Raw genomic sequence first — 20,497 nt, 5'->3', positions numbered from 1 at the left:
TCGATTGTCCTCACAAACCATCGATGATCAACGCGGTGGCCGTCTTCATGCCCACGCCACGCCCAACGCCGAAGCCAAGTGACGTTGGAGTACTAAGCTGACCCGGTTGTTAGCAGGGGACCCCTCCTCTACCGGAGGCGTTAGCAGGGGTCCCCTCCTTACCCGACGAGGGGGCGTGGCGTGCTGGTCGTGCACGGGGTGTGGCTGCCTGGTCGCGGTCTCGCCGTCTGGGCCGAGGACAGCACCCGGGACCCGGAGACGCCGCGCCGACCGGGGCGGGCACCCCGGGAACGGCCCCACCCGTTCGCCGCCGACCACGCCGCGCTGACCGCCGTCGTGGGCGAGGCCGCCGAACCGGCCGACCTCGGCACCGTGTTGCTGAGCCTGCCCACCCGGGGCGGCGCGCCGGTGGACTCGCCGGAACTGGTCCGGACCACCGTCGTGGCACCGGCCCGGGGCCGGGTCACCCTGGCCGGTTGGCGGGTGCCCGTGCTGGCGTACGGTCCGGACGCCGCCCTGGTGCTGCTCCGCGGCCTCGACGGCGTGTCCGCCGTACCGGGTGCCGCCCTGCGACACCTGGCCGAGGTGGCCGCCTTCGCCGTCGACCTGGCCGGTCGGGGCCGCGTCCTGCCCGGCCTCACCGCCCCGCCGACCCCTCACCCGCCCTCCCCGGCCCACGAGGCCCCTCAGGCCCGCCAGCCCCGACGACGGTCCACTGCCCGGACCGGGTCGACGGCGGCTGGCGCCGGGCGACCGGGAGACGGCGTACCCGCGCGTGCGGTGTGGCGTCCGCTGCTCACCGGCACCGACGCGGCCTGGGCGCGGTCGTTGGCGCTGGCCCTGCCGCCGGTCGCCCGCGCGGTGGTCGAGACGGACCTGCCCGCCCTGCCGACGCCCGGCAGTGCCGTCGGTTCCCCGGCGCGCCGGACGAGCGGCTCGGCGCGCACCGCCCGGCGTGAAAGTGAACAGGGGTCCCCTGCTCTACCTGAGGCGTTAACAGGGAGCCCTTCCTTACATCTGGGGGATGCGCTGGATGTGGTGACCGACGCGGCGGTGCGGGCGGCGCTGCCGGAGACCGCGCTGGCCAAGGGCGTACGCCCCGGCACGGCGGTGGCGTCCTGGCTCGGCGCGCTGACCGGGCCGCACCGTGAGTTCACCGCCGAGCCGGCGGCGCTTGACCTGCTCCGCTCCGAGTTGGACGCCTGGCAACGGGACGCCGCAGGCGGGACGGTACGGGCGAGCTTCCGGCTGGTGGAGCCGTCGACCGAGGAGGTGTCCGGCCCGGTGACGGTGGTGCCGCTCGACCTGGACGCGGCGGTGGCGGACCCGGGCGGGTGGCGGGTGGAGTTCGGGTTGCGCGCGGCCGACGAGTCGGGTCTGCACGTCGACGCCGGTGAGGTGTGGCGTGGCGAGGGCGACGCCGTCGCGGGCGCCCAGCCGCAGGAGACGATGCTGGCCGAGCTGGGCCGGGCCAGCCGCCTCTGGCCGGAGCTGGACACGGCGCTGCGGACCGCCACCCCGGAGGCGCTGGAGCTGGACGCCGACGGGGCACACCGGTTCCTGCGCGAGGGCGCGCCGATGCTGCACGCCGCCGGGTTCACGGTGCTGCTGCCGTCGTGGTGGCAGCGGCCCGCGTCGCGGTTGGGCGCGCGGCTGCGCGCGGGCTCGCGGGCCGCGCCCGGCACGGTCAGCGGACCGACCGACCGGGTCGGGTTGGACGCCCTGGTGGACTACCGCTGGGAGGTGGCGCTCGGCGACCATCCGTTGACCGAGGAGGAGTTGGCCCGGCTGGTCGAGGTGAAGACGCCGCTGGTGCGACTGCGCGGCCAGTGGGTCGAGCTGGACCCGAAGCGGCTCGCCGCCGGTCTGCGCCTGTTGCGGTCCACCGGCGAGCTGACCGTCGCCGACCTGCTGCGGCTCGGGCTCGCCGACGGTACGCAGCCGGACGCCCTGCCGGTGCTGGAGGTGACCGCCGACGGGGCGTTGGGTGACCTGCTCGCCGGGGCGGTGGAGCGTCGGCTCACGCCGCTGGACCCGCCGCCGTCGTTCCACGGCACGCTGCGGCCGTACCAGCGGCGGGGGCTGGCCTGGCTGGCCTTCCTCCAGTCGCTGGGGCTCGGCGGGGTGCTCGCCGACGACATGGGGCTGGGCAAGACGGTGCAGTTGCTGGCCCTGCTGGCCGGTGACCCGGCCGAGGCCGGGCCGACCCTGCTGGTCTGCCCGATGTCGCTGGTGGGCAACTGGCAGCGGGAGGCGGCCCGGTTCGCCCCGGAGCTGCGTGTGCACGTGCACCACGGCGCGCAGCGGGCGCGGGGCGACGACGTCGGTGCCGCCGCGCAGGAGGCGGACCTGGTGCTCACCACGTACTCGGTGGCGGCGCGGGACGCGGTGGACCTGGCCGGGGTGGACTGGCACCGGGTGGTGCTGGACGAGGCGCAGGCGATCAAGAACGCCGCCACCCGGCAGGCCGAGGCGGTGCGGTTGCTGCCCGCCCGGCACCGGCTGGCGGTCACCGGTACGCCGGTGGAGAACCGGCTCGCCGACCTCTGGTCCATCATGCAGTTCGCCAATCCGGGGCTGCTCGGTCCGGCCGCGACCTTCCGCAAGCGGTTCGCCGAGCCGATCGAGCGGCACGGCGACGCCGACACCGCCGAGCGGCTGCGCCGGATCACCGGCCCGTTCGTGCTGCGTCGGCTCAAGACGGACGCGTCGATCATCTCGGACCTGCCGGAGAAGCTGGAGATGGAGGTCGTCTGCAACCTCACCGCCGAGCAGGCGGCGCTCTATCGGGTGGTGGTCGACGACATGATGGCCCGGATCGAGTCCTCCGACGGCATCGAGCGGCGGGGTCTGGTGCTGGCCACGATGACCCGGCTCAAGCAGGTCTGCAACCATCCGGCGCAGTTGCTGCGCGACGGTTCCCCGTTGGACGGACGCTCCGGCAAGCTGGCCCGGTTGGCGGAGATCCTCGACGAGGTCCTGGCGGCGGGGGAGAAGGCGCTGCTGTTCACCCAGTACGCCGAGTTCGGCGGGATGCTGCGCGGTCACCTGGCGGCCCGGTTCGGCCGGGAGGTGCTGTTCCTGCACGGCGGGGTCGGCAAGGCCGAGCGGGACGAGATGGTGGCCCGCTTCCAGTCCGACGACGGTCCCGCCCTGTTCGTGCTCTCCCTCAAGGCCGGCGGGACGGGCCTGACGCTGACCGCCGCCAACCACGTGGTGCACGTCGACCGGTGGTGGAATCCGGCGGTGGAGGACCAGGCCACCGACCGGGCGTTCCGGATCGGGCAGCGTCGACGGGTCCAGGTCCGCAAGTTCGTCTGCGCCGGCACGGTGGAGGAGAAGGTCGCCGCGCTGATCGCCGAGAAGCGTGGCCTGGCCGCCTCGGTCGTCGGCACCGGCGAGCAGTGGATCACCGAGTTGTCCACCACCCAGTTGCGGGAGCTGTTCGCGCTGGAGGCCGGGGCGGTGGCCGAGTGACCGAGGGCAGGTTCGCCGACTACGGTCCGCCGCGTCGAGTCGACGGCGGGCTGCGCGCCCGCAGCACCCGGGGCGCCATCGGGGTGTCCTGGTGGTCGCGGCGGTTCCTGGAGGTGCTGGAGTCGTTCGCGCTCGGCACCCGCCTCACCCGGGGCCGGGCGTACGCGCGAGCCGGCCAGGTGGTACGCCTCGACGTCCACCCCGGACGCGTGGACGCGGTGGTGCAGGGCTCACGGCCTCGGCCGTACCAGGTCCGGGTGGCGTTGCCGCCGTTCCCGGCCGACCTCTGGACGCGGATCGAGACGGCGTTGGCCGCCCAGGCGTTCTTCAGCGCCCGGCTGCTCGCCGGTGACCTGCCGGCCGAGCTGGAGGAGTTGCTCGCCACGCTCGGCGCACCGCTGTTCCCCGCTGCGGTGACCGACCTGGAGCAGCACTGTTCCTGCCCGGACGCGGCGGTGCCCTGCAAACACCTCGCGGCCACGTTCTATCTGCTGGCCGAGGCGTTCGACGCGGACCCGTTCGCCCTGCTGCACTGGCGGGGCCGCAGCCGGGACGACCTGCTCGCCCGACTGCGCGAGCTGCGCGGCACCCCGACCGGGTCCGTCCACGTCGGCCCGCATGCAGGCGGCCCGAGCGTAGGCGGCCCGAGCGCAGGCGGCCCGACCGCAGGCGCACAGCCGGCAGGCGGCCCGGCAGCGAACGGTGCTGCCGACCGGTCGTCCGGCGGCGACGTGGGTCTCCCGGCGGCCGGTGCGGCACGGGTCCTCACCGATCTGCCGGCCCCGCCGCTCGCCGAGACGGTCGACCGGTTCTGGCTGCCGCCGGTGCCGCTGCCGGACCGCCCGCCGAGCCTGGCGAGCCGGCCGGACCTGTTGTTGCGGCAACTCGGCGCACCCGCACCGGCGATCGGCGGGCCGGGTCTGGCCGAGCGTCTGCGCCAGGCGTACCGGCAGCTCGGCGAGTGAACGGACCGCTGGTCAGACCCAGCGGTGCCGGTACCGCCACATCAGGGCGGTGTTGACGACCAGCAGGACGGCGTACACCGCCCCGGCCAGTCGGCCGGCGAGTACGGTCGTGGCCGGCAGGGCCGCCCACAACACGATGGTCATCAACAGCAGCATCCGGCCGCGTCGCATCCGGGAGCGGTTGTCGAGCCGGGCGAAGAACGCCGGATCGCTTTCCCGGAGATTGCGGGTGATCTGCTCGAAACGGCGCTGGTCCTCTTTGCTGAGCATGTGCCTTCCCCTCACGCGTTCAGCAACGGCGCGGCGGAATACCCACTGCGGAGACGGCTCACGCTCTCCTGCTGGTCCTACTTTGGCCGGTCCGGTCGCCCGCACCGGCGGGAGCGCGGCGCAAGCGCGAAAGAACGGCGGCGGGAGCGCGTCCGGACGCCTGAGCGCCGCCTTAGTCCTGCCTTAAATCTGCCTGTGGGGTCGAACCGGTCCGACGTCGACCGGGCAGGTGGGATTGTCACCTACGGTCGGTGGCTCGGGTCGTCCGTGCTGCTCGCGAGGTGCGTACCTGGGTGACCGGTGCGGTAGGCGACCTCCGTTCGCGTTGAGCGTTGCCTTAAGTCGCCCCCGGCGGGCCCGACGGCCTGTCTTGTCGGGTCACATGCCGCTGACTACCTTGCCGGGGCAACCCCCTCCGGCAGCAGTCGTCGCACCTCACCACCCCCGCTCGGCCGTGAGCGCGACGCTGGGTAGAAACGGGAACGGTATGGCCGACCAGCATGTGCCACCCCGCCGCGACGAACGCGGACACGACCCCCGCCCGTACCCCCGATCCCGCCAGCCCCACCCGCACCCCGCACCCCGGCCGCACCAGGTCGACCCGTACCCCCGGCCCGGGCCGCACCCGGCCGACCCCCACGCCGCACCCCGGCAGCAGTACCAGGTCGACCCGTACGGCCATGACGGTCGCCCGCAGTGGATCGGGCCGGACGGGCACGGGGTACCGCCGATGCCGGTGGGCGGACCGCCCGATGCGGACGGTGACGGCGACGGTGGTCGCCGGGTCGGCCGGCGTCGGGCGCTGGCCGCGCTGGGCGGTACCGCCGCCGTGGTCGCCGGTGGCGCGGCCCTGGCGATGACGCCGCAGGTGCGCGGCCTCTTCGGCGACGGCGCGGCGGTCGCCGGGGATGCCACCGGAACCACCACGACCGACGGTACGCCGGCCCGTCCCAGCGGACAGCGACCGAGTACGGTCCGCACCTACACCGAGCAGAACGAGAGCTACATGGGCTCCCGCGCCGGTGAGGTGCTGAAGAAGAACGCCCCCAAGGGTGGTCGCGTCTACTCCGGCCCGGCGCAGGCCGCGGCGGAGACCAAGGTGACCGTCAAGACGGTGCTCAGCAAGGACCCGGCGACGCACCTGGCCCGCCGGTTGACCTTCGGGCCGACCGCCGCCGTGCTCGCCGAGATCAAGCAGCGCGGCATCGACGGCTGGGTGCGCTGGCAACTGGAGCCGGAGAAGATCGCCCCGACCCGGGCGGAACTCAAGCTCGCCGAACTGCCCACCCTGAACCTCTCGGTCAAGGAGCTACGCGAGCAGCGGGAGCAGCTCAACGAGCGGGGCGCCCAACCGGAGCGGGAGATGGTGGACGCCACCGTCGCCCGGCAGATCTGGTCGGACCGCCAGCTCTTCGAGGTGATGGTCGACTTCTGGAACGACTTCCTGCACGTCGCCGCCGAGTTCGACGGCGGTGAGGTGTACCGCAACTCGTTCGACCGGGACGTGGTCCGCAAGCACGCGCTGGGCAGCTACCCGCAGATGCTGCTGGCGGCCAACCGGCACCCGGCCCTGCTGCTCTATCTCAACCAGGTGGACTCCCGGGCGGACGCGGTCAACGAGAACCTGGCCCGGGAGAACCTGGAGCTGTACTCGGTCGGCGTCGACGGCGGCTACACCGAGGCCGACGTCCGCCAGGCCGCGCTGCTCCAGACCGGCCGGGGCGTCCAGGACGGCGCGTACGTCTTCCGCCCCGACCGCCACTACGTCGGCAAGGTCAAGATCCTCGGCTTCCGCCACGCCAACGACTCGGCGGACCCGAAGCGGGCCGAGGCGGCGATCGACGCGTACCTCACCCACATCGCGTTGCACCCGTCCACCGCGAAGTACGTGGCACAGAACCTGGCCGTCCGGTTCGTCTCGGACACCCCGCCGAAGTCCCTGGTGGACCGGCTGGCCAAGACCTACGGCGCGAACCATGGCCAGATCAAGCCGGTGCTGATGACATTGTTCAGCTCCTCGGAGTTCTGGGCGGCGGTGGGGCAGAAGGTACGCCGCCCGCTGGAGTACCTGGTCGCCACGTACCGCACCCTCGGCGTCTCCCCGGACGCGGCACCGGACCACGACAACGGCGACAACCGCCGCACCCCGTACGCGCGCGGCCTGCGGCAGGTCTCCGACAAGCTGCGCGAGCTGGGCCACCACCCGATGGGTCAGCCCACCCCGGACGGCTACCCGGACGTCTACGTGGCCTGGACGTCGGCGGGCACGATGGTCAACGGCTGGAACGAGGCCAACGAGCTGCTCGCCGCCAACCGCACCGTGTTCACCCACACCCGGCCGGAGAAGCTGGTGGCCGACCCGCCCGCCACCGCCGGGGCGTACGTGGACGCGCTGGCCCGACGGCTGGTCCGGCAGAAGCTGTCCGACCGGGAACGGGCGCTGATCCTCGACGTGGCCGGGGTCTCCGCCGGCACGAGGGTCGACGCGAACTTCGAGGGGGCGATCACCGCCGTCGCGCGGGCGATCCTCGCCTCCCCCCAGCACCACCTCCGCTGAGGCACCCGATGGAGGAGCCCGTGTACTCGTACCCCCTGCACCCGGAATGCCCCGACGTGCGGCGACTGGCCGACAACCCGACCGAGGCCCTGCTCCGGGCCGAGGCCGACGTGGTGGCCGCCGAGAACGCCGCCGAGGCGGACCGCTACCGGCGGCTGGAGGAGTTGGAGGAGGCCCAGCAGGACGGACGCGGGGTGACCCGGCGGACCTTCGTCGCCGGTGCCGCCGCCACCGCCACCGCGCTGGCCACCGCCCAGTTCGTCACCACCTCGGCGTCGTTCGCGGCCACCAAGACCGGCACGCTCGTGCACGTCTTCCTCTACGGCGGCCTGGACGGGCTCAGCCTGGTCGCGCCGAACGACGACCCGGTGCTCGACCGGGCCCGCCCGGACCTGCTGCTGCCCGACGACTCGCTGGCGCTCGGCCGGGGCTTCAAGCTGACCAGCGCGTTCCGGCCGCTGGAGCGGTGGCTGCGCGCCGGGCAGCTCGGCTTTGTCCCGGGCGTCTCCGACGAGCGGCTGTCCCGCAGCCACTTCCAGGCCGCCGACGCCTGCAACCTCGGCGGGCTGCCCGGCGAGACCGGCGGGCGGGGCTGGTTGGACAGCCTGGTCGACGCGCTCGGCAAGGGCACCGCGTTCCGCAGCGTCGGTGTCGGCAGCACGCTGCCCCGCTCGCTGGTGGGAAACAACGGGGCCATCTCGCTGAACAGCGTCGGCTCGCTGCGCCTCGCCGGTGACGAGCGGTACCGGGAGGGCACCGAGAAGGCGATCCGGGGCCTGTTCACCGGCATCAACCACCCGGTCGAGGAGGCGGTGCGCTCCGGGCTCGGTGCGCTGGCCACCGCGCGCCGGCTCTCCGCCGAGCCGTACCGGCCGGCCGGAGGCGTGGAGTACCGGGGCGTCGGCTTCGCCTTCCAGCAGCTCGCGCAGCTCATCAAGGGCGGCGCGAACGTCCGGGTGGCCACCGTCGGCATGGGCGGGTACGACACCCACGAGAACCAGGGCACCCGTGACGGCGGGCAGCTCTATCGACGGCTCAACGAACTGGCCGCCGCGCTGGCCGCGTTCTTCACCGACCTCGGTGACGCCGCCGACGACGTGACCGTCATGGTGTCCAGCGAGTTCGGGCGGCGGGTCGCCTCCAACAGCGGCGGCACCGACCACGGGCACGGCGGGGTGGTGACCATCCTGTCCGGCCGCAGACTCGCCGGTCCGCTGCTCGGCACCTGGAACGGATTGAACGCACTCGACTCCGGAGACGTCCCCGAGTACAACAACATGTTCAACGTCTACGGCTCGGTGGCCCAGGGCCGGTTCGGGCTCACCAACGCGGAGGTGGACAAGATCTTCCCCCGGATGAAGTACGCCCCGATGAAGCTGTACGCGTGACCCATCACGCGTACGCCGACCGCCGGTCCGAGCCACCGCCCCGCGCCGACGGTCGTCCGCCCGTGCCGTCGCTGCCGGTGGCGGCCCGACGCGGGCCCGCCGGTCGACGGCTGCTGACCGGTCTGTTCCTGGTCGGCCTGGTTGCCAGCGTGCTGCCCTGGTGGCTCGACACCCCGGCCGGTTCGCTCACCGACGCCACCGCGATGACCACCGCCGCCGGTCAGATCACCGGCCTGCTCGCCGGCTACCTGCTGCTGGTGCAGGTGCTGATGATGAGCCGGTTGCCGGTGCTGGAACGGGTGGCCGGCGGCGAGCGGATCGCCGCCTGGCACCGGGACCTCGGGGTCACCCTGCTGGTCGCGGTGCTCGCACACACCGCCTTCGTCCTGGTCGGCTACGGCGGCCTGACCGGCCGCTCGCCGCTGGACCAGGCCGGGGTGATGCTGCGCGAGTACCAGGACATGGTCTCCGCGTTCGCCGCCGCCGGTCTGCTGGTGCTGGTCGGGCTGACCAGCGTCCGGGCGGTACGCCGGGCGTTGCCCTACGAGCTGTGGCACGCCACCCACCTGGCCGGGTACGCGGTGCTGCTGCTCGGCTTCGCGCACCAGTTCAGCAACGGCACCCAGTTGTTCCGCCCCGGCCCGGTCCGCACCGGCTGGATCGCCTGCTACGGGCTGGTGGTCGCCGCCCTGGTGTGGGGACGGCTGGTCGGGCCGATGGTGTTCAACCTGCGGCACCGGCTGCGGGTCGCCGACGTGGTGGCGGAGAGCCCGGACACCGTCTCGATCTATCTGACCGGCGCCCGGCTGGACCGGCTGGACCTGCTCGGCGGACAGTTCTTCCGCTGGCGTTTCCTGACCCGGGGCTGCTGGTGGCAGTCGCACCCGTTCTCGGTCTCCGCCGCCGCCAACGGCCGCTGGCTGCGGCTGACCGTCAAGGTGGTCGGCGCGTACACCCGGGACCTGCGTGACCTCGACCCCGGCGTACGGGTCTGGGCGGCGGGGCCGTCGGGCACCTTCACCGCCGCGCACCGGGTCCGCGAGCAGGCGCTGCTGATCGCCGGTGGCAGCGGCATCACCCCGCTGCGGGCGATGCTGGAGGAGTTGCCGCCCGGCGCGGCGCTGATCTATCGGGCCCGCACCCCGGCCGACGTGCTGCTGCACCGGGAACTGGACTGGCTGGCCCAGGCCCGGGGCGTCCGGATCTGGTACGTCGTCGGTTCCCGCAACGACCCCGGCCCGCGTCAGGTGATGTCGCCGGACGGGTTGCGCCGGCTCGTGCCGGACGTGGCCCGCCGCGACGTCTACCTCTGCGGCCCGCCGGGCCTGGTCGAGCAGAGCCGGCGGCTGCTGCGCCGGATCGGCGTGCCACGCCGCCAGATCCACGTCGGCACCTTCGAGCTCTAGGCAGAGGAGTACCACCCCGATGCGTCGCGCGTTGTTCGCGATCACCGGCCTGGCCGCCAGCACCACCGCGATGGTGGTGCTCAAGGCCGCCCCGGGCACCGGCCAGGCCGCCCAGGAGCCACCGCCCGGCACGGCACCGACCACGGACGGGCCCCCGCCGCACGTCGACGTCGAGTCGGCGGCGCCGAGCCGTGAACCCCGCGCCTCCCGGTCACCGAAGCCCGCACGCAGCACCGAGGCCCCGGCGAGGCGTACCGACCCGTCCGACGCCGCCCGGACCCCCTCGGCCCCCCGCACCACCACCGCCGCCCCACGGCCCACCACCCGGACCGTCAGCGGGCCGGTGGTCGGCAACGAGTTCGGCAACGTGCAGGTCCGCATCACCGTGAACGGCAGCCGCATCGTCGACGCCACGGCGCTGGAACTGCCGGAACGGACCGCCCAGTCCGAGCACCGCAGCGACCTGGTCGACAGCCGGTACAGCGGCGTCGCGGGGCTGGTGGTCGCGCGGCAGAGCGCCGACCTGGACACCGTCTCCGGGGCGACCGCGACGAGCGAGTCCTACCGCCAGTCGCTCCAGGCCGCGATCGACCGGGCCCGCTGATGGCCGCCGGCACCGCGACCCGCCCCGGCCTGCGCCGGGTCGAGCACGTGATGGGTACGCCGATCAGCCTGGACATCGCCGACGACCTGCCCGCCGCCGAGCTGACCCGGCTCGCCGACGAGGTGTTCGGGTGGCTGCGCGAGGTGGACGCGCGGTTCAGCACCTACCTTCCGGACAGCGAGGTGTGCCGCTTCGAGCGGGGTGAGCTGCTGCTCTCCGAGGCGTCGGCGGACCTGCGGCGGGTGCTGGAACGCTGCGCCGACCTGTGGGGCGACACCGACGGCTTCTTCGACGCGTACGCCACCGGCGGGCTCGACCCGTCCGGGTACGTCAAGGGCTGGGCCGCCCAGGTGGCCTCGGACCGGCTGCTCGCCGCCGGTGCGGTGAACCACTGCGTGAACGCCGGTGGGGACGTGCGGGTGCGCGGTCGCTCGTCGACCGGGCGACCGTGGCGGATCGGGGTGCGGCACCCGTGGGACCCGTCGGCGGTCTGCCTGGTGCTGACCGGCACCGACCTGGCGGTGGCCACCTCCGGGGTCTACGAACGCGGTCACCACGTGCGCGACCCCCGGCGGGGCGCACCGGCGAAGGGCCTGCGGTCGGTGACCGTGGTCGGACACGACCTGGGGCTGGCCGACGCGTACTCGACCGCCGCCCTGGCCATGGGGGTGACCGGCATCGGCTGGGTGGACCGGCTGCCGGGGCACCGGCACGCGGTGGTCACCGAGGACGCCCGCTGCCTGCGCTCCACCGACCTGCCGTTGGCCGACTGACGGTGGGACGGGCGCTCAGGGCCAGCGGGCCGGTCGGTGCAGGATCGCGGGCCGGGAGCCGAGCGGCCGGGGACGTCCGGGACGCGAGCCCGGTGGTCGGGTGGCCGCCCAGCGGCGTCCGGGCCGGTGCCGGCGAGGCGGTTCGGCCCCGCCCTGGTGCTGCTCCGTGTGGTCGGTGGACATCGGATCCCCGCTCCCGGCGCGGGCGCGCCGTCGTGGTGCTCAACGAGCAATTCCCGTCGGGCGTCGCTGTCGGGTACCCCACCGAGTCGTCAGGTGGCTCAGCGGCCGCGTCGGGGCAGCGGCAGGTGGCCCGGGACCAGCGCGGAGGTCAGCGTGACGCCGCTGGCCCGCAACTCGTCGACGAGCGTGTTCTGCACCAGGTACGAGTCGGGGAGCTGCCAGCGGGCCTGCTCCGGCGCGACCGCCCAGCGGACCGGCCCCTCGGGCAGCCGGGTGGGTGGTGCCGGCACCCACGATCCGGGCCCGTGCCGCACCACGTGGAAACAGTGCTCCAGCTCGGGGCGCAGCGGGTCACCGGGGCGGACCAGGAACATCCAGCGTCCGATCGGGGTGACCAGCACCGGTCCGCGTACGCCGGGACCGACCGGGTGCGACCGGACCGCGTCGAGCACCCGTCGGCCCAGGTGGGCGGCGACCTCCAGCACGTCGAACGCGCGGCCGGTGGGCAGCAGGATGCCGTGCGGGCGGGACCGCCACCAGGTGGCCACCCGGGCCGGGTCGGCGCTGGCCGCGTGCTCCCAGTCCTCCAACGCGGGGTGGCAGCCGACCGTCGGGCAACCGGCCCGGCCGCAGACGAAGCGGCTGCGCGCCAGGCAGGCGCCGGGGGTCACCTCCCAGCCGTGCAGCGCGTACCGCACCGCGACGCGGCGCAGCCGGACCCGCTCCAACGGCGACAGTCGTGCCACGCTCGGTGCGACATTCCCCCACATTGGTGCCATCTCCCCTCGCCGGGCCGACCGGCACCAGCACATACGTCGAACAGCGTCACTGCCGTGGTCTGCGATCGTTTATTTGACAAAGTGGCCGATGCAACTTGCACGAAAAGTACGAGGATCGGCCGTACGGCTGACGCACAAGCAGTGCGACCAGCGAAAACCTGACGTACGGATGGATGGCCGCACCCGCGGATCAGCCCCCGGCTCCTGGCCAGGGCTCCAGCAGCAAGGGGAGGACTGGCGACATGGACGAACTGCCCATCGGGCGGCGGGTGGCCTACTGGCGTGGGCGACGCAAGATGTCGCAACAGGTCTTCGCCGACCGACTGGGCAAGTCCAAGAGCTGGGTCGACAAGATCGAGCGCGGAGTGCGGCGGCTGGACAAGTTCTCCGTGCTCTACGAGATCGCCGACATCCTCCAGATCGACGTGCAACTGCTGCTCGGCAAGGACCCGGAGCGGCGTACCGACACGATGAACTGCATCGACCAGGTCGAGGTCGAGGAGATCCGGGCCGCCCTGGAACGGTACGACTCGATCAGCGCCTACTTCGACGCGAAGCCGGACCCGCCGCCGCTCGCCGACATGGGCAAGGCCGTCACCCACGCCTGGCTCACCTACCAGTACGGCCGCTACGGCATGCTGACCCGGGCGCTGCCGAAGCTGCTGCGCGACGCCCAGGCGGCCGACGCCGCGTACGGCGGTGAACAGGCCCGACGCGCCGCGAACCTGCTCGCGCAGGTCTATCAGATCGCCTCCTCGGTGCTGCGCAAGCTGGGGGAGTGCGACCTGTCCTGGCTGGCCGCCGACCGCTCCATCGCGGTCGCCCAACGCGCCGACGACCAACTGCTCGCCGGGATCGCCACCACCCGGGTCTGCAACGCCCTGCTCGCCATGGGGCGTCCCCGCTCCGCGCTGGAACTCAACGTCCGCATCGCCGACCGGATCGCGCCGGGCGGCGGCAACGACAGCAAGGCCGACCGAGTCTCGGTCTACGGGATGCTGCTGTTGCAGGGCGCGATGGCCGCGGCGCGTACCGGCGACACCTCCACCTGCGCGGACCTGCTCGCCGGCGCCCGCGAGGCCGCCCTCGAACTCGGCAGCGACCAGAACCACTACTGGACGTCGTTCGGGCCGACCAACGTCGAGTTGCACCGGGCGGCGGCCGCCGTCGAGCTGGGCGACGGCGGGCGGGCCGTCGAGATCCACCGCACCAGGATCGTCAACCTGCCGTTCGACGCCATGCTGCCCGAACGCCGCGCCCATCACCTGCTCGACCAGGCCCGCGCCTACAACCAGATGGGCGACATGGCCAACGCCGGGGAGATGCTGCTGCGCGGTGACCGTCTGGCGGCGTCGGAGATCCGCTGTCGGCCGATCGCCCACGTGGTCATGTCCGAGGTCCTGCGTCGCACACGGGGTGCGCCGCCTTCTCCGATCGCGGAGTTGGCTGAGCACATGGGAGTAGGAGTATGAACTCGGAGCCGGCATGACCGGTTCGCACCGCCACGACGGGCACCAAGAGGTGCTGTACATCATCGCCTGCGGTTCGCCGTTGGCCCGAGACGTGGGCCGGCTCGTCGAGCTGGCCCAACAGGACGGCTGGGACGTCTGCGTGATCACCACGCCGGACGGCGCCAAGTTCGTCGACCGCACCTCGCTGGCCCGCCAGACCGGCCACCCGGTGCGTACGCACTACAAGAACCCGGGGGACCCGGACGTCCTGCCGTCGGCCGACGCCATCATCGTATGCCCGGCCACCGTCAACACGGTCAACAAGTGGGTGGCCGGCATCGCCGACACCCTCGCCCTCGGGTTGCTGGTGGAGGCACAGGGACGGGGCGTGCCACTGGTCGCCGTGCCGTACACCAACGCGGCGATGGCCGCCCACCCGGCCTTCCGCACCGGGATCGCCCGACTGGCGGAGTGGGGGGTGACCGTGCTCTTCGGCGACGACGTCTTCCCCCTGCACCCGCCCGGGACCGGAGAACGCCATCAGCACGCCTTCCCCTGGGCACTGCCGCTGACCGCCCTGCGCGACCAGCTCTGCCGGACCGGGTGAACCCCGGGCGGCACGCCGGATGAACGCCGAGCGGCACGCCGGGCGGGACTGGTGAAAGGAAGGGCACCTTATTAACGCCTCCGGTAGTACAGGGGTCCCCTGCAATCACCCCACCACCCCGGATGCCGCAACCTGCAACCCGCAGCCCGGGCCGTGGCCACCGCCACGGCCCGGGCACCGTCCCCCACCACCCCGCGCCGGGAGCCGCCAGTCGGGAGCGTGCCGACGCCGGGAGCACGCCCGCCGCGAGCGCCGAGGCCGGGAGCCGTCCGCCGTAAGCGTCGACGCCGGTGGCGACTGTGGCAGCGGGTGAGATGTCCGGGGTCGGCCGGGTGACGTCCCGGAGTGCCGCCGACGCCGGTAAGCTGGCGCGCCGTGAGCACAACCGCAGCCGTGCCGACCGTCGCCGACGTCGTGGCCGAGCTGGAGCGGCGCTATCCGCCCGCCTGGGCCGAGGAGTGGGACAAGGTTGGGCTGGTGCTCGGCGAGCCCGACGCCCCGGTCCGCCGGATCCTCTGCGTCGTCGACGTGGTCCCGGAGACCGTCGCCGAGGCCCTCGCCGCCCGCGCCGACATGATCATCGCGCACCACCCGCTGTTGCTGCGGGGCGTCTCGTCGGTGGCGCCGACCACGTACAAGGGCCGGATCATCCACCAACTGATCAAGGCCGACGTCGCGCTCTACGTCGCCCACACCAACGCCGACGTCGCCGTACCCGGAGTCTCCGACGCCCTCGCCGACCGGCTCGGCCTGACCGACCTGCGTCCGCTGGTGCCGTCCCGACCGGGCACGCCCGCCGCCGGTGAGGGCCGGGGGGCCGGGCGCATCGGCGAGCTGCCGCAGCCGCTGACCCTGGCCGAGCTGGCCCGGCACGCCGCCGCCGTGCTGCCTCCCACCGCGATCGGCGTACGCGCCGCAGGCGACCCGGACCGCACGGTGCGTACGCTGGCAGTCTGCGGCGGCGCGGGGGACAGTTTCCTGGCCGACGCGACCGCCGCCGGGGTGGACGCGTACCTCACCGCAGACCTGCGTCACCACCCGACCGGCGAACACCTCGCCACCGGTGGACCGGCGCTGCTCGACGCCACCCACTGGGCCACCGAACGGCCCTGGCTCGACGACCTGGCCACCGGGTTGCGCGCCACGATGCCCGACGTCGAGACCCTGGTGTCCGACCTGGACACCGACCCGTGGACCGTACACGCCGCCTCACCCGCCGCTCCGGAGCGATCCGCAGCGGACGACAAGGAGCCCCGACCGTGAAGGCTGACCCCCAGGTCCAGCGCCGCCTGCTCGACCTCCAGGCGATCGACACCGCCCTCGCCCAGCTCGCCCACCGCCGCCGGGCGCTGCCCGAGCGCGCCGAACTGGAGGCCCTCGCCCGGGAGTTGTCGTCGCTGGAGGACGAGCGGGTCCGTGCCCAGGTGGCCGTGGACGACCTGGACCGGGACATCGCCCGGTTGGAGAAGGACGTCGACCAGGTCCGCGCCCGCAAGAAGAAGGACGAGGACCGCCTCGCCGCCGGTGGCGGTCCGGCCCGCGAGCTGGAGGCGCTCCAGCACGAGCTGGTCTCGTTGAACCGCCGGCAGAGCGACCTGGAGGACGCCGAGCTGGAGCTGATGGAGCAGCGGGAGACCGCCCAGGCGACGCTCGACGGGGTGGAGCAGCGGCTGGCCGAGGTGCGTGAGCGGCGGGCCGCCACCGAGCAGCGCCGCGACGAGGCCCTGGCCGAGATCGGCCGCGAGGAGGAGTTCAAGCGCTCCGCCCGGCAGCCGCTCGCCGGTGACCTTCCCGGCGACCTGGTGCAGCTCTACGACAAGATCCGCACCGACACCGGGCTGGGCGCCGCGCTGCTGACCGCCGGCCGCTGCGGCGGCTGCCGGCTGGACCTCTCCGGTGCCGACCTGGCCCGGATCCGCAAGACCGACCCCGACGAGGTGGTCCGCTGCGAGGACTGCCGCCGGATCATGGTCCGGACCAACGAGTCCGGGCTGTAGCCGGTGGCACCGCGTACCGTGCTGGTCGAGGCCGACGGCGGCTCCCGGGGCAACCCCGGCCCGGCCGGCTACGGCGCGGTCGTCCGTGACCAGGCGACCGGCGAGGTGCTGGCCGAGTGCAGCGAGTCGATCGGCACCGCCACCAACAACGTCGCCGAGTACCAGGGCATGATCGCCGGCCTGACCGCCGCCGCCGAACTGGGCGCCAGCGAGGTCGAGATCCGGATGGACTCCAAGCTGGTCGTCGAGCAGATGTCCGGCCGGTGGCAGATCAAGCACCCCGGGCTGCGTCCGCTCGCCGCCCAGGCCGCCCAGATCGTCAGCCGGTTCGACACGGTCCGCTTCACCTGGATCCCCCGGGACCGCAACACCCACGCCGACCGGCTGGCCAACGCCGCCATGGACGCCGCCGCCATGTCGGGCACCGCCACCCCGAGCGTCACGCCACCGCGTACCGTCGAGTCACCGCGCCGCCTCGGCGGCCCGGAACCGGCCGGCGGCGGCGCGACCCAGGTCGCCGCCCGGGCCGAGTCGCCCGGCACCGACCCGAGCAGCGCCCCGGTCTCCTGGGAGCCGCGCCCCAGCTTCACCGCCACCCGGCTGATCCTGGTCCGGCACGGCGAGACCGAGTACACCGAACAGGGCCGCTACTCCGGGCGCGGCGACATCCCGCTCTCCGCGAAGGGCAAGGACCAGGTGCGGGCCACCGCCGCCCGGGTCGCCGCGCTCGCCCCCGACACCGCCGCCGTGGTCAGCTCACCGCTGTCCCGGTGTACGGCGACCGCCGAGGCCATCGCCGCCGCGATCGGCGACATCCCGGTACGCCGCGACCACGAGTTGATCGAGTGCGACTTCGGTGCCTGGGAGGGCCGGACCTTCGCCGAGGTACGCGAAGGATGGGCCGGTGAACTCGACGCCTGGCTCTCCTCGCCGAGGATCGCCCCACCCGACGGCGAGTCCTTCGACGAGGTCGCCCAACGCTGCACGCGGGTGGTGGAGCGGCTGCTCGCCGCGTACCCCGGTCAGACCGTGGTCGTGGTCTCGCACGTCTCGCCGATCAAGCTGATGCTGCGCGACGCGCTCGCCGCCACCGACGCCTTCCTGCACCGCCTCTACCTCGACGCCGCCGGCATCTCCATCCTCGACCGCTGGCCCGACGGCGGCATCGCCGTCCGCTCCGTCAACGAAACCCCCTACCTCCCCTAACCAGCCGGGTTCGGCCCGCGCGGTCGGCCTGCGCGGTCGGCCTGCGGGGTTGATCAAGAGCTTTTGGTCACCGTTCGTCGGTGAATCACCACCAAACCTCTTGATCAACCCCAGGGGGTACGGGTGGTGGGGGTGTTACTCGCCGAGGGGGCCGTTGGCGAGTTCGGTGACGATGTCCAGGTGGCCCAGGTGGCGGGCGTACTCCTGGACCAGGTGGAACAGCACCCGTTCCAGGGATGCCGGTTCTGCGCCGTTCCAGCGGGGGCCGGGGGCGCCGACGGCGGTCAGGTCGGCGCTCTGCACCACCGTGCGGGTGTGGGCGCCCTGCGCGCGCAGCTCAGCCACCAGGTCCGCCACGCTCGTCTCCGGCGGTACGTGCCAGCGGCCGTCCCGCCAGTCGCCCCACGGCTCCGGTACCGGTTGGCCCTGGAAGCCCCACTCGATCCAGCGCAACTCGACGAAGCGCAGGTGCCGCAGCAGCTCCACCGGAGTCCAGCCCGACGGCAACCGGCTCGCCCGCGCCTCCGCCTCGGGCAGCGCCGACACCTTGGCCAGCACGCTCTCCCGGAAATAGTCGAGGTAGCGCAAGAACACCTCAGCCCGCCCGTCGGCCGGGACCGTAGGCTCGGGAAACGGCGGCAGCGTCGTCATCGGCCCATTATGCGTACCCCCGGACGACCCGGCCTGCGGTCCTGCCGGCGCAATAGGCGGCGACCCGGTGTCGTTAGGATGAGCGTGCGACGGACGAGTCGACCGGGCGGTCGCGTCGGCGGGCTGCGGCCCGCCGCCGAGGAACGTCCGGACTCCACAGGGCAGGGTGGTTGTTAACGGCAACCCGGGGCGACCCGCGGGACAGTGCCACAGAAAACAGACCGCCGACCCCAAACGGGGACGGTAAGGGTGAAACGGTGGGGTAAGAGCCCACCAGCGCCCCGGGTGACCGGGGTGGCTCGGTAAACCCCACCCGGAGCAAGGCCAAGTAGGGCCGTCACCGCAAGATGACGACCTGCGCAGACGCTTGAGGGCTGCCCGCCCGATGTCTGCGGGTAGGCCGCACGAGCCTGTCGGCGACGGCAGGCCGAGATGGATGGCCGCCGCCGGTGCGAACCCCGCAAGGGGTACGCGCCGCGCACAGAATCCGGCGTACAGGTCGACTCGTCCGTCGCCCACCAGTTCAGCGCCTGACCTGATGCCGGCCGCCGAGGAGCGCACTCGCAACGCGATCGACGGGCTTTTCTTCCCAGTGACGATGCGGTGTGAGCGGCGCAGATGGGGTCGCCGAGTTGCGTTTTTGGCGTTTACGGCGCATGCTGGCAAGTATGAGCGGGGAACTTCTGACCACTGGCCAAGCGGCCAGTTTGCTGGGGTCGTCGCGTCAGCAGGTGGTCAACTTGTGTGAACGTGGGGACCTGCCGTTCGTGCGGGTGGGGGCGCACCGCAAGGTCAGGCGGGAGCATGTCGAGGCGTTGTTGCGGCCCAAGCGGGCGTTGACCCGTGATCAGCTCAAGTCGCTGTGGCTGCACCAAGCGGTGGCGGGCGGCCTGGTCGTCGATCCTGACGAAGTGCTGGGTAAGGCTGCGAAGAACCTTGATCGACTGCTCCGGCAGCATCGGGGGACTATGGCCGAGGTCTGGTTGAGGCGCTGGCAGGACAAGATGAACGAAGGCGTGGGCTCTGTCCTGCGGTCGTTGACATCGGAAGACCCGGAGGCTGTCGAGTTGCGGCAGAATTCGCCCTTTGCAGGCGTGCTCTCGCAGCCGCAGCGTCGGAAGATTCTTGAGTCCTTCAAGCGCAGCGGCGGAGACCGGGCGGCATGAGGCGCGCAGAGCTGGAGCACGTCCTGAGAGCGACGGCTCGGATTGTCGAAGACCGGAACGTCCTCATCATCGGCAGTCAGTCGGTGCTGGGGACGATTCCGGAAGGTGATCTTCCGTTGGAAGCCACTGCCTCGATGGAGGTAGATGTGGCGTTCTTCGACGACCCGGACGATCAGAAGTCCGACCAGATCGACGCTTTCATCGGCGAGTTCTCGCCGTTCCATGAGACGTTCGGCTACTACGCCCAGGGTGTGAGTGTGTCGACTGCGGTGTTGCCTGATGGCTGGCGCGACCGTTTGGTACTGGTGGAGTCCGACAACACCCAGCCGGGACGTGGCTATGCACTCGAACCGCACGACTGCGTGGTGTCCAAGCTGGTGGCTGGCAGGGAGAAGGACACCAAGTTCGCTGACGCGTTGCTCCGAGCGGGCCTGGTAAGACCGGACGTGGTCGCCGAGCGAATCGAACTCCTGGCCGACGTGCATCCCTTGGTGATGAAGCGCCTGCGGGACTGGATCGCCGCGTATCAGCCGGGGCCTGAAGCCGTCGGTTAAGACGGATCGCGCGAACCTGCTGCGATGCAGGACGGGGGGCGTCCGCTAACCGCTGGCCCTCCTGATCACTGCGACCGGAACTCGTGGACGACCTCGATCGCACCGACGATGTGCTTGTTGAACTCGTCCAGTTCCTCGGCGGGTACCCACAGTTCCAAGATGGTGTCGCCGCCGACTTGGCGAACGGGGTAGCGGCTCAGGAACCCCGTCTCGACCTGGAAACGGGTCACGTACCCCGTACCGGATGCGGGCACGTTCCAGTCCCGGGCGATCTTGATCGCGTAGTCCTCGTTCAACACCGGGTAGAAGATCGGCTGATCGGGCAGGCGCGGCGGCCACTGCCGCCACCCCGAGGCGCGGACAAGCTCCAGTTCCTGCGGCCCGGTCGGGCGCCACAACAATGTCGTACCCACGCCACTGCTCATCGCGACCTCGCTGCTCCCGTCGATCGTGAGCCCGGACA

Annotated in this window: 17 protein-coding genes, 1 other RNA gene and 2 pseudogenes; 16 read left to right on the top strand and 4 right to left on the bottom strand. The window is 72.7% G+C overall.

Annotation, left to right across the window (positions count from 1 at the left end):
- Positions 1-180: 180 nt before the first annotated feature.
- From ACIBO1_RS29465 to ACIBO1_RS29455, 3 genes and pseudogenes are all read left to right on the top strand, one after another.
- Positions 181-643, top strand: a pseudogene (locus ACIBO1_RS29465) (ATP-dependent helicase); the annotation flags it as partial.
- A gap of 128 nt (positions 644-771) precedes the next feature.
- Positions 772-3,477: pseudogene (locus ACIBO1_RS29460) on the top strand (DEAD/DEAH box helicase); the annotation flags it as partial.
- On the top strand, positions 3,474-4,442 hold the full coding sequence (locus tag ACIBO1_RS29455; RefSeq protein WP_396752102.1) for a hypothetical protein: 969 nt from the start codon (positions 3,474-3,476) through the stop codon (positions 4,440-4,442). The pseudogene ACIBO1_RS29460 and the gene ACIBO1_RS29455, both read left to right, overlap by 4 nt.
- Positions 4,443-4,454: 12 nt before the next feature.
- On the opposite strand, the gene ACIBO1_RS29450 is transcribed toward ACIBO1_RS29455, so the two are convergent.
- Positions 4,455-4,712, bottom strand: coding sequence for a DUF3040 domain-containing protein (locus tag ACIBO1_RS29450; protein WP_131056949.1), 258 nt, complete (start codon positions 4,710-4,712; stop codon positions 4,455-4,457).
- A 487-nt stretch (positions 4,713-5,199) separates the two neighbouring features.
- Here ACIBO1_RS29450 and ACIBO1_RS29445 point away from each other — a divergent pair, with 487 nt between their 5' ends.
- From ACIBO1_RS29445 to ACIBO1_RS29425, 5 genes are read left to right on the top strand one after another with little or no spacing between them, the layout of a single operon-like run.
- Positions 5,200-7,269 (top strand): DUF1800 domain-containing protein, encoded by a 2,070-nt coding sequence (locus tag ACIBO1_RS29445; protein WP_396752100.1) that lies wholly within the window; start codon positions 5,200-5,202, stop codon positions 7,267-7,269.
- 8 nt (positions 7,270-7,277) lie between these two features.
- Positions 7,278-8,657, top strand: a complete 1,380-nt coding sequence (locus ACIBO1_RS29440) for a DUF1501 domain-containing protein (protein ID WP_396752098.1) — start codon at positions 7,278-7,280, stop codon at positions 8,655-8,657.
- Entirely contained in the window at positions 8,654-10,063 is a 1,410-nt protein-coding gene (locus tag ACIBO1_RS29435; RefSeq protein WP_396752096.1) for a ferric reductase-like transmembrane domain-containing protein, read from the top strand. Before ACIBO1_RS29440 ends, ACIBO1_RS29435 begins: the two co-directional genes overlap by 4 nt.
- A 19-nt stretch (positions 10,064-10,082) precedes the next feature.
- The gene (locus tag ACIBO1_RS29430) at positions 10,083-10,667 is read left to right on the top strand and encodes an FMN-binding protein (RefSeq protein ID WP_396752094.1); all 585 of its coding nucleotides are present in this window, start codon (positions 10,083-10,085) and stop codon (positions 10,665-10,667) included.
- A gap of 50 nt (positions 10,668-10,717) precedes the next feature.
- Complete coding sequence (locus ACIBO1_RS29425; RefSeq protein ID WP_350698573.1) at positions 10,718-11,440, top strand: FAD:protein FMN transferase; 723 nt, start codon at positions 10,718-10,720, stop codon at positions 11,438-11,440.
- Between the two features lie 281 nt (positions 11,441-11,721).
- Here the strand turns inward: ACIBO1_RS29425 and ACIBO1_RS29420 are convergent, their stop codons facing one another.
- Positions 11,722-12,393: a bifunctional DNA primase/polymerase gene (locus ACIBO1_RS29420; RefSeq protein WP_396752092.1), complete on the bottom strand. Its 672-nt coding sequence runs from the start codon at positions 12,391-12,393 to the stop codon at positions 11,722-11,724.
- 251 nt (positions 12,394-12,644) lie between these two features.
- Here ACIBO1_RS29420 and ACIBO1_RS29415 point away from each other — a divergent pair, with 251 nt between their 5' ends.
- The 5 genes from ACIBO1_RS29415 to ACIBO1_RS29395 all read left to right on the top strand — a co-directional run bounded on the left by ACIBO1_RS29415 (position 12,645) and on the right by ACIBO1_RS29395 (position 17,663).
- Positions 12,645-13,874: a helix-turn-helix domain-containing protein gene (locus ACIBO1_RS29415; protein ID WP_396752090.1), complete on the top strand. Its 1,230-nt coding sequence runs from the start codon at positions 12,645-12,647 to the stop codon at positions 13,872-13,874.
- A gap of 13 nt (positions 13,875-13,887) precedes the next feature.
- A complete protein-coding gene (locus tag ACIBO1_RS29410; protein ID WP_396693296.1) occupies positions 13,888-14,460 on the top strand; it encodes a flavoprotein in 573 nt (190 codons plus the stop codon).
- A gap of 375 nt (positions 14,461-14,835) precedes the next feature.
- Positions 14,836-15,723, top strand: a complete 888-nt coding sequence (locus ACIBO1_RS29405; RefSeq protein ID WP_396752087.1) for a Nif3-like dinuclear metal center hexameric protein — start codon at positions 14,836-14,838, stop codon at positions 15,721-15,723.
- A complete protein-coding gene (locus ACIBO1_RS29400) occupies positions 15,720-16,457 on the top strand; it encodes a zinc ribbon domain-containing protein (protein ID WP_396752085.1) in 738 nt (245 codons plus the stop codon). Before ACIBO1_RS29405 ends, ACIBO1_RS29400 begins: the two co-directional genes overlap by 4 nt.
- Before the next feature lie 3 nt (positions 16,458-16,460).
- Positions 16,461-17,663 carry a bifunctional RNase H/acid phosphatase gene (locus ACIBO1_RS29395; RefSeq protein WP_396752083.1) on the top strand — a complete coding sequence of 401 codons (1,203 nt, stop codon included), beginning with the start codon at positions 16,461-16,463 and terminating at the stop codon, positions 17,661-17,663.
- A gap of 135 nt (positions 17,664-17,798) precedes the next feature.
- On the opposite strand, the gene ACIBO1_RS29390 is transcribed toward ACIBO1_RS29395, so the two are convergent.
- Positions 17,799-18,257, bottom strand: coding sequence for a DinB family protein (locus tag ACIBO1_RS29390; protein WP_396752081.1), 459 nt, complete (start codon positions 18,255-18,257; stop codon positions 17,799-17,801).
- 151 nt (positions 18,258-18,408) lie between these two features.
- Here ACIBO1_RS29390 and rnpB point away from each other — a divergent pair.
- The 3 genes from rnpB (at position 18,409) to ACIBO1_RS29375 (ending at position 20,034) form a co-directional block, all read left to right on the top strand.
- An RNA gene (gene rnpB, locus ACIBO1_RS29385) (RNase P RNA component class A) lies at positions 18,409-18,825 on the top strand.
- 157 nt (positions 18,826-18,982) lie between these two features.
- Positions 18,983-19,480: a helix-turn-helix domain-containing protein gene (locus ACIBO1_RS29380; protein WP_396752079.1), complete on the top strand. Its 498-nt coding sequence runs from the start codon at positions 18,983-18,985 to the stop codon at positions 19,478-19,480.
- Positions 19,477-20,034 (top strand): DUF6036 family nucleotidyltransferase, encoded by a 558-nt coding sequence (locus tag ACIBO1_RS29375; RefSeq protein WP_396752077.1) that lies wholly within the window; start codon positions 19,477-19,479, stop codon positions 20,032-20,034. The genes ACIBO1_RS29380 and ACIBO1_RS29375 overlap by 4 nt, the downstream gene beginning before the upstream one ends.
- Before the next feature lie 65 nt (positions 20,035-20,099).
- Here ACIBO1_RS29375 and ACIBO1_RS29370 read toward each other — a convergent pair whose 3' ends face one another.
- Positions 20,100-20,459 carry a hypothetical protein gene (locus tag ACIBO1_RS29370; RefSeq protein WP_396752108.1) on the bottom strand — a complete coding sequence of 120 codons (360 nt, stop codon included), beginning with the start codon at positions 20,457-20,459 and terminating at the stop codon, positions 20,100-20,102.
- Between the last annotated feature and the right edge of the window lie 38 nt (positions 20,460-20,497).

Source organism: Micromonospora sp. NPDC049903 (assembly GCF_044460945.1).
Lineage (GTDB): Bacteria > Actinomycetota > Actinomycetes > Mycobacteriales > Micromonosporaceae > Micromonospora.
Note: the sequence above shows the minus strand (reverse complement) of the source record. Positions and strands in the feature narration are given on the sequence as shown.

Bases quoted from the DNA above. Each gene is read 5' to 3' on its own strand.
- ACIBO1_RS29450 (WP_131056949.1), bottom strand. From the start codon at position 4,712: ATGCTCAGCAAAGAGGACCAGCGCCGTTTCGAGCAGATCACCCGCAAT.
- ACIBO1_RS29445 (WP_396752100.1), top strand. From the start codon at position 5,200: ATGGCCGACCAGCATGTGCCACCCCGCCGCGACGAACGCGGACACGAC.
- ACIBO1_RS29440 (WP_396752098.1), top strand. From the start codon at position 7,278: ATGGAGGAGCCCGTGTACTCGTACCCCCTGCACCCGGAATGCCCCGAC.
- ACIBO1_RS29430 (WP_396752094.1), top strand. From the start codon at position 10,083: ATGCGTCGCGCGTTGTTCGCGATCACCGGCCTGGCCGCCAGCACCACC.
- ACIBO1_RS29425 (WP_350698573.1), top strand. From the start codon at position 10,718: ATGGGTACGCCGATCAGCCTGGACATCGCCGACGACCTGCCCGCCGCC.
- ACIBO1_RS29420 (WP_396752092.1), bottom strand. From the start codon at position 12,393: ATGTGGGGGAATGTCGCACCGAGCGTGGCACGACTGTCGCCGTTGGAG.
- ACIBO1_RS29415 (WP_396752090.1), top strand. From the start codon at position 12,645: ATGGACGAACTGCCCATCGGGCGGCGGGTGGCCTACTGGCGTGGGCGA.
- ACIBO1_RS29410 (WP_396693296.1), top strand. From the start codon at position 13,888: ATGACCGGTTCGCACCGCCACGACGGGCACCAAGAGGTGCTGTACATC.
- ACIBO1_RS29380 (WP_396752079.1), top strand. From the start codon at position 18,983: ATGAGCGGGGAACTTCTGACCACTGGCCAAGCGGCCAGTTTGCTGGGG.
- ACIBO1_RS29375 (WP_396752077.1), top strand. From the start codon at position 19,477: ATGAGGCGCGCAGAGCTGGAGCACGTCCTGAGAGCGACGGCTCGGATT.
- ACIBO1_RS29370 (WP_396752108.1), bottom strand. From the start codon at position 20,459: ATGAGCAGTGGCGTGGGTACGACATTGTTGTGGCGCCCGACCGGGCCG.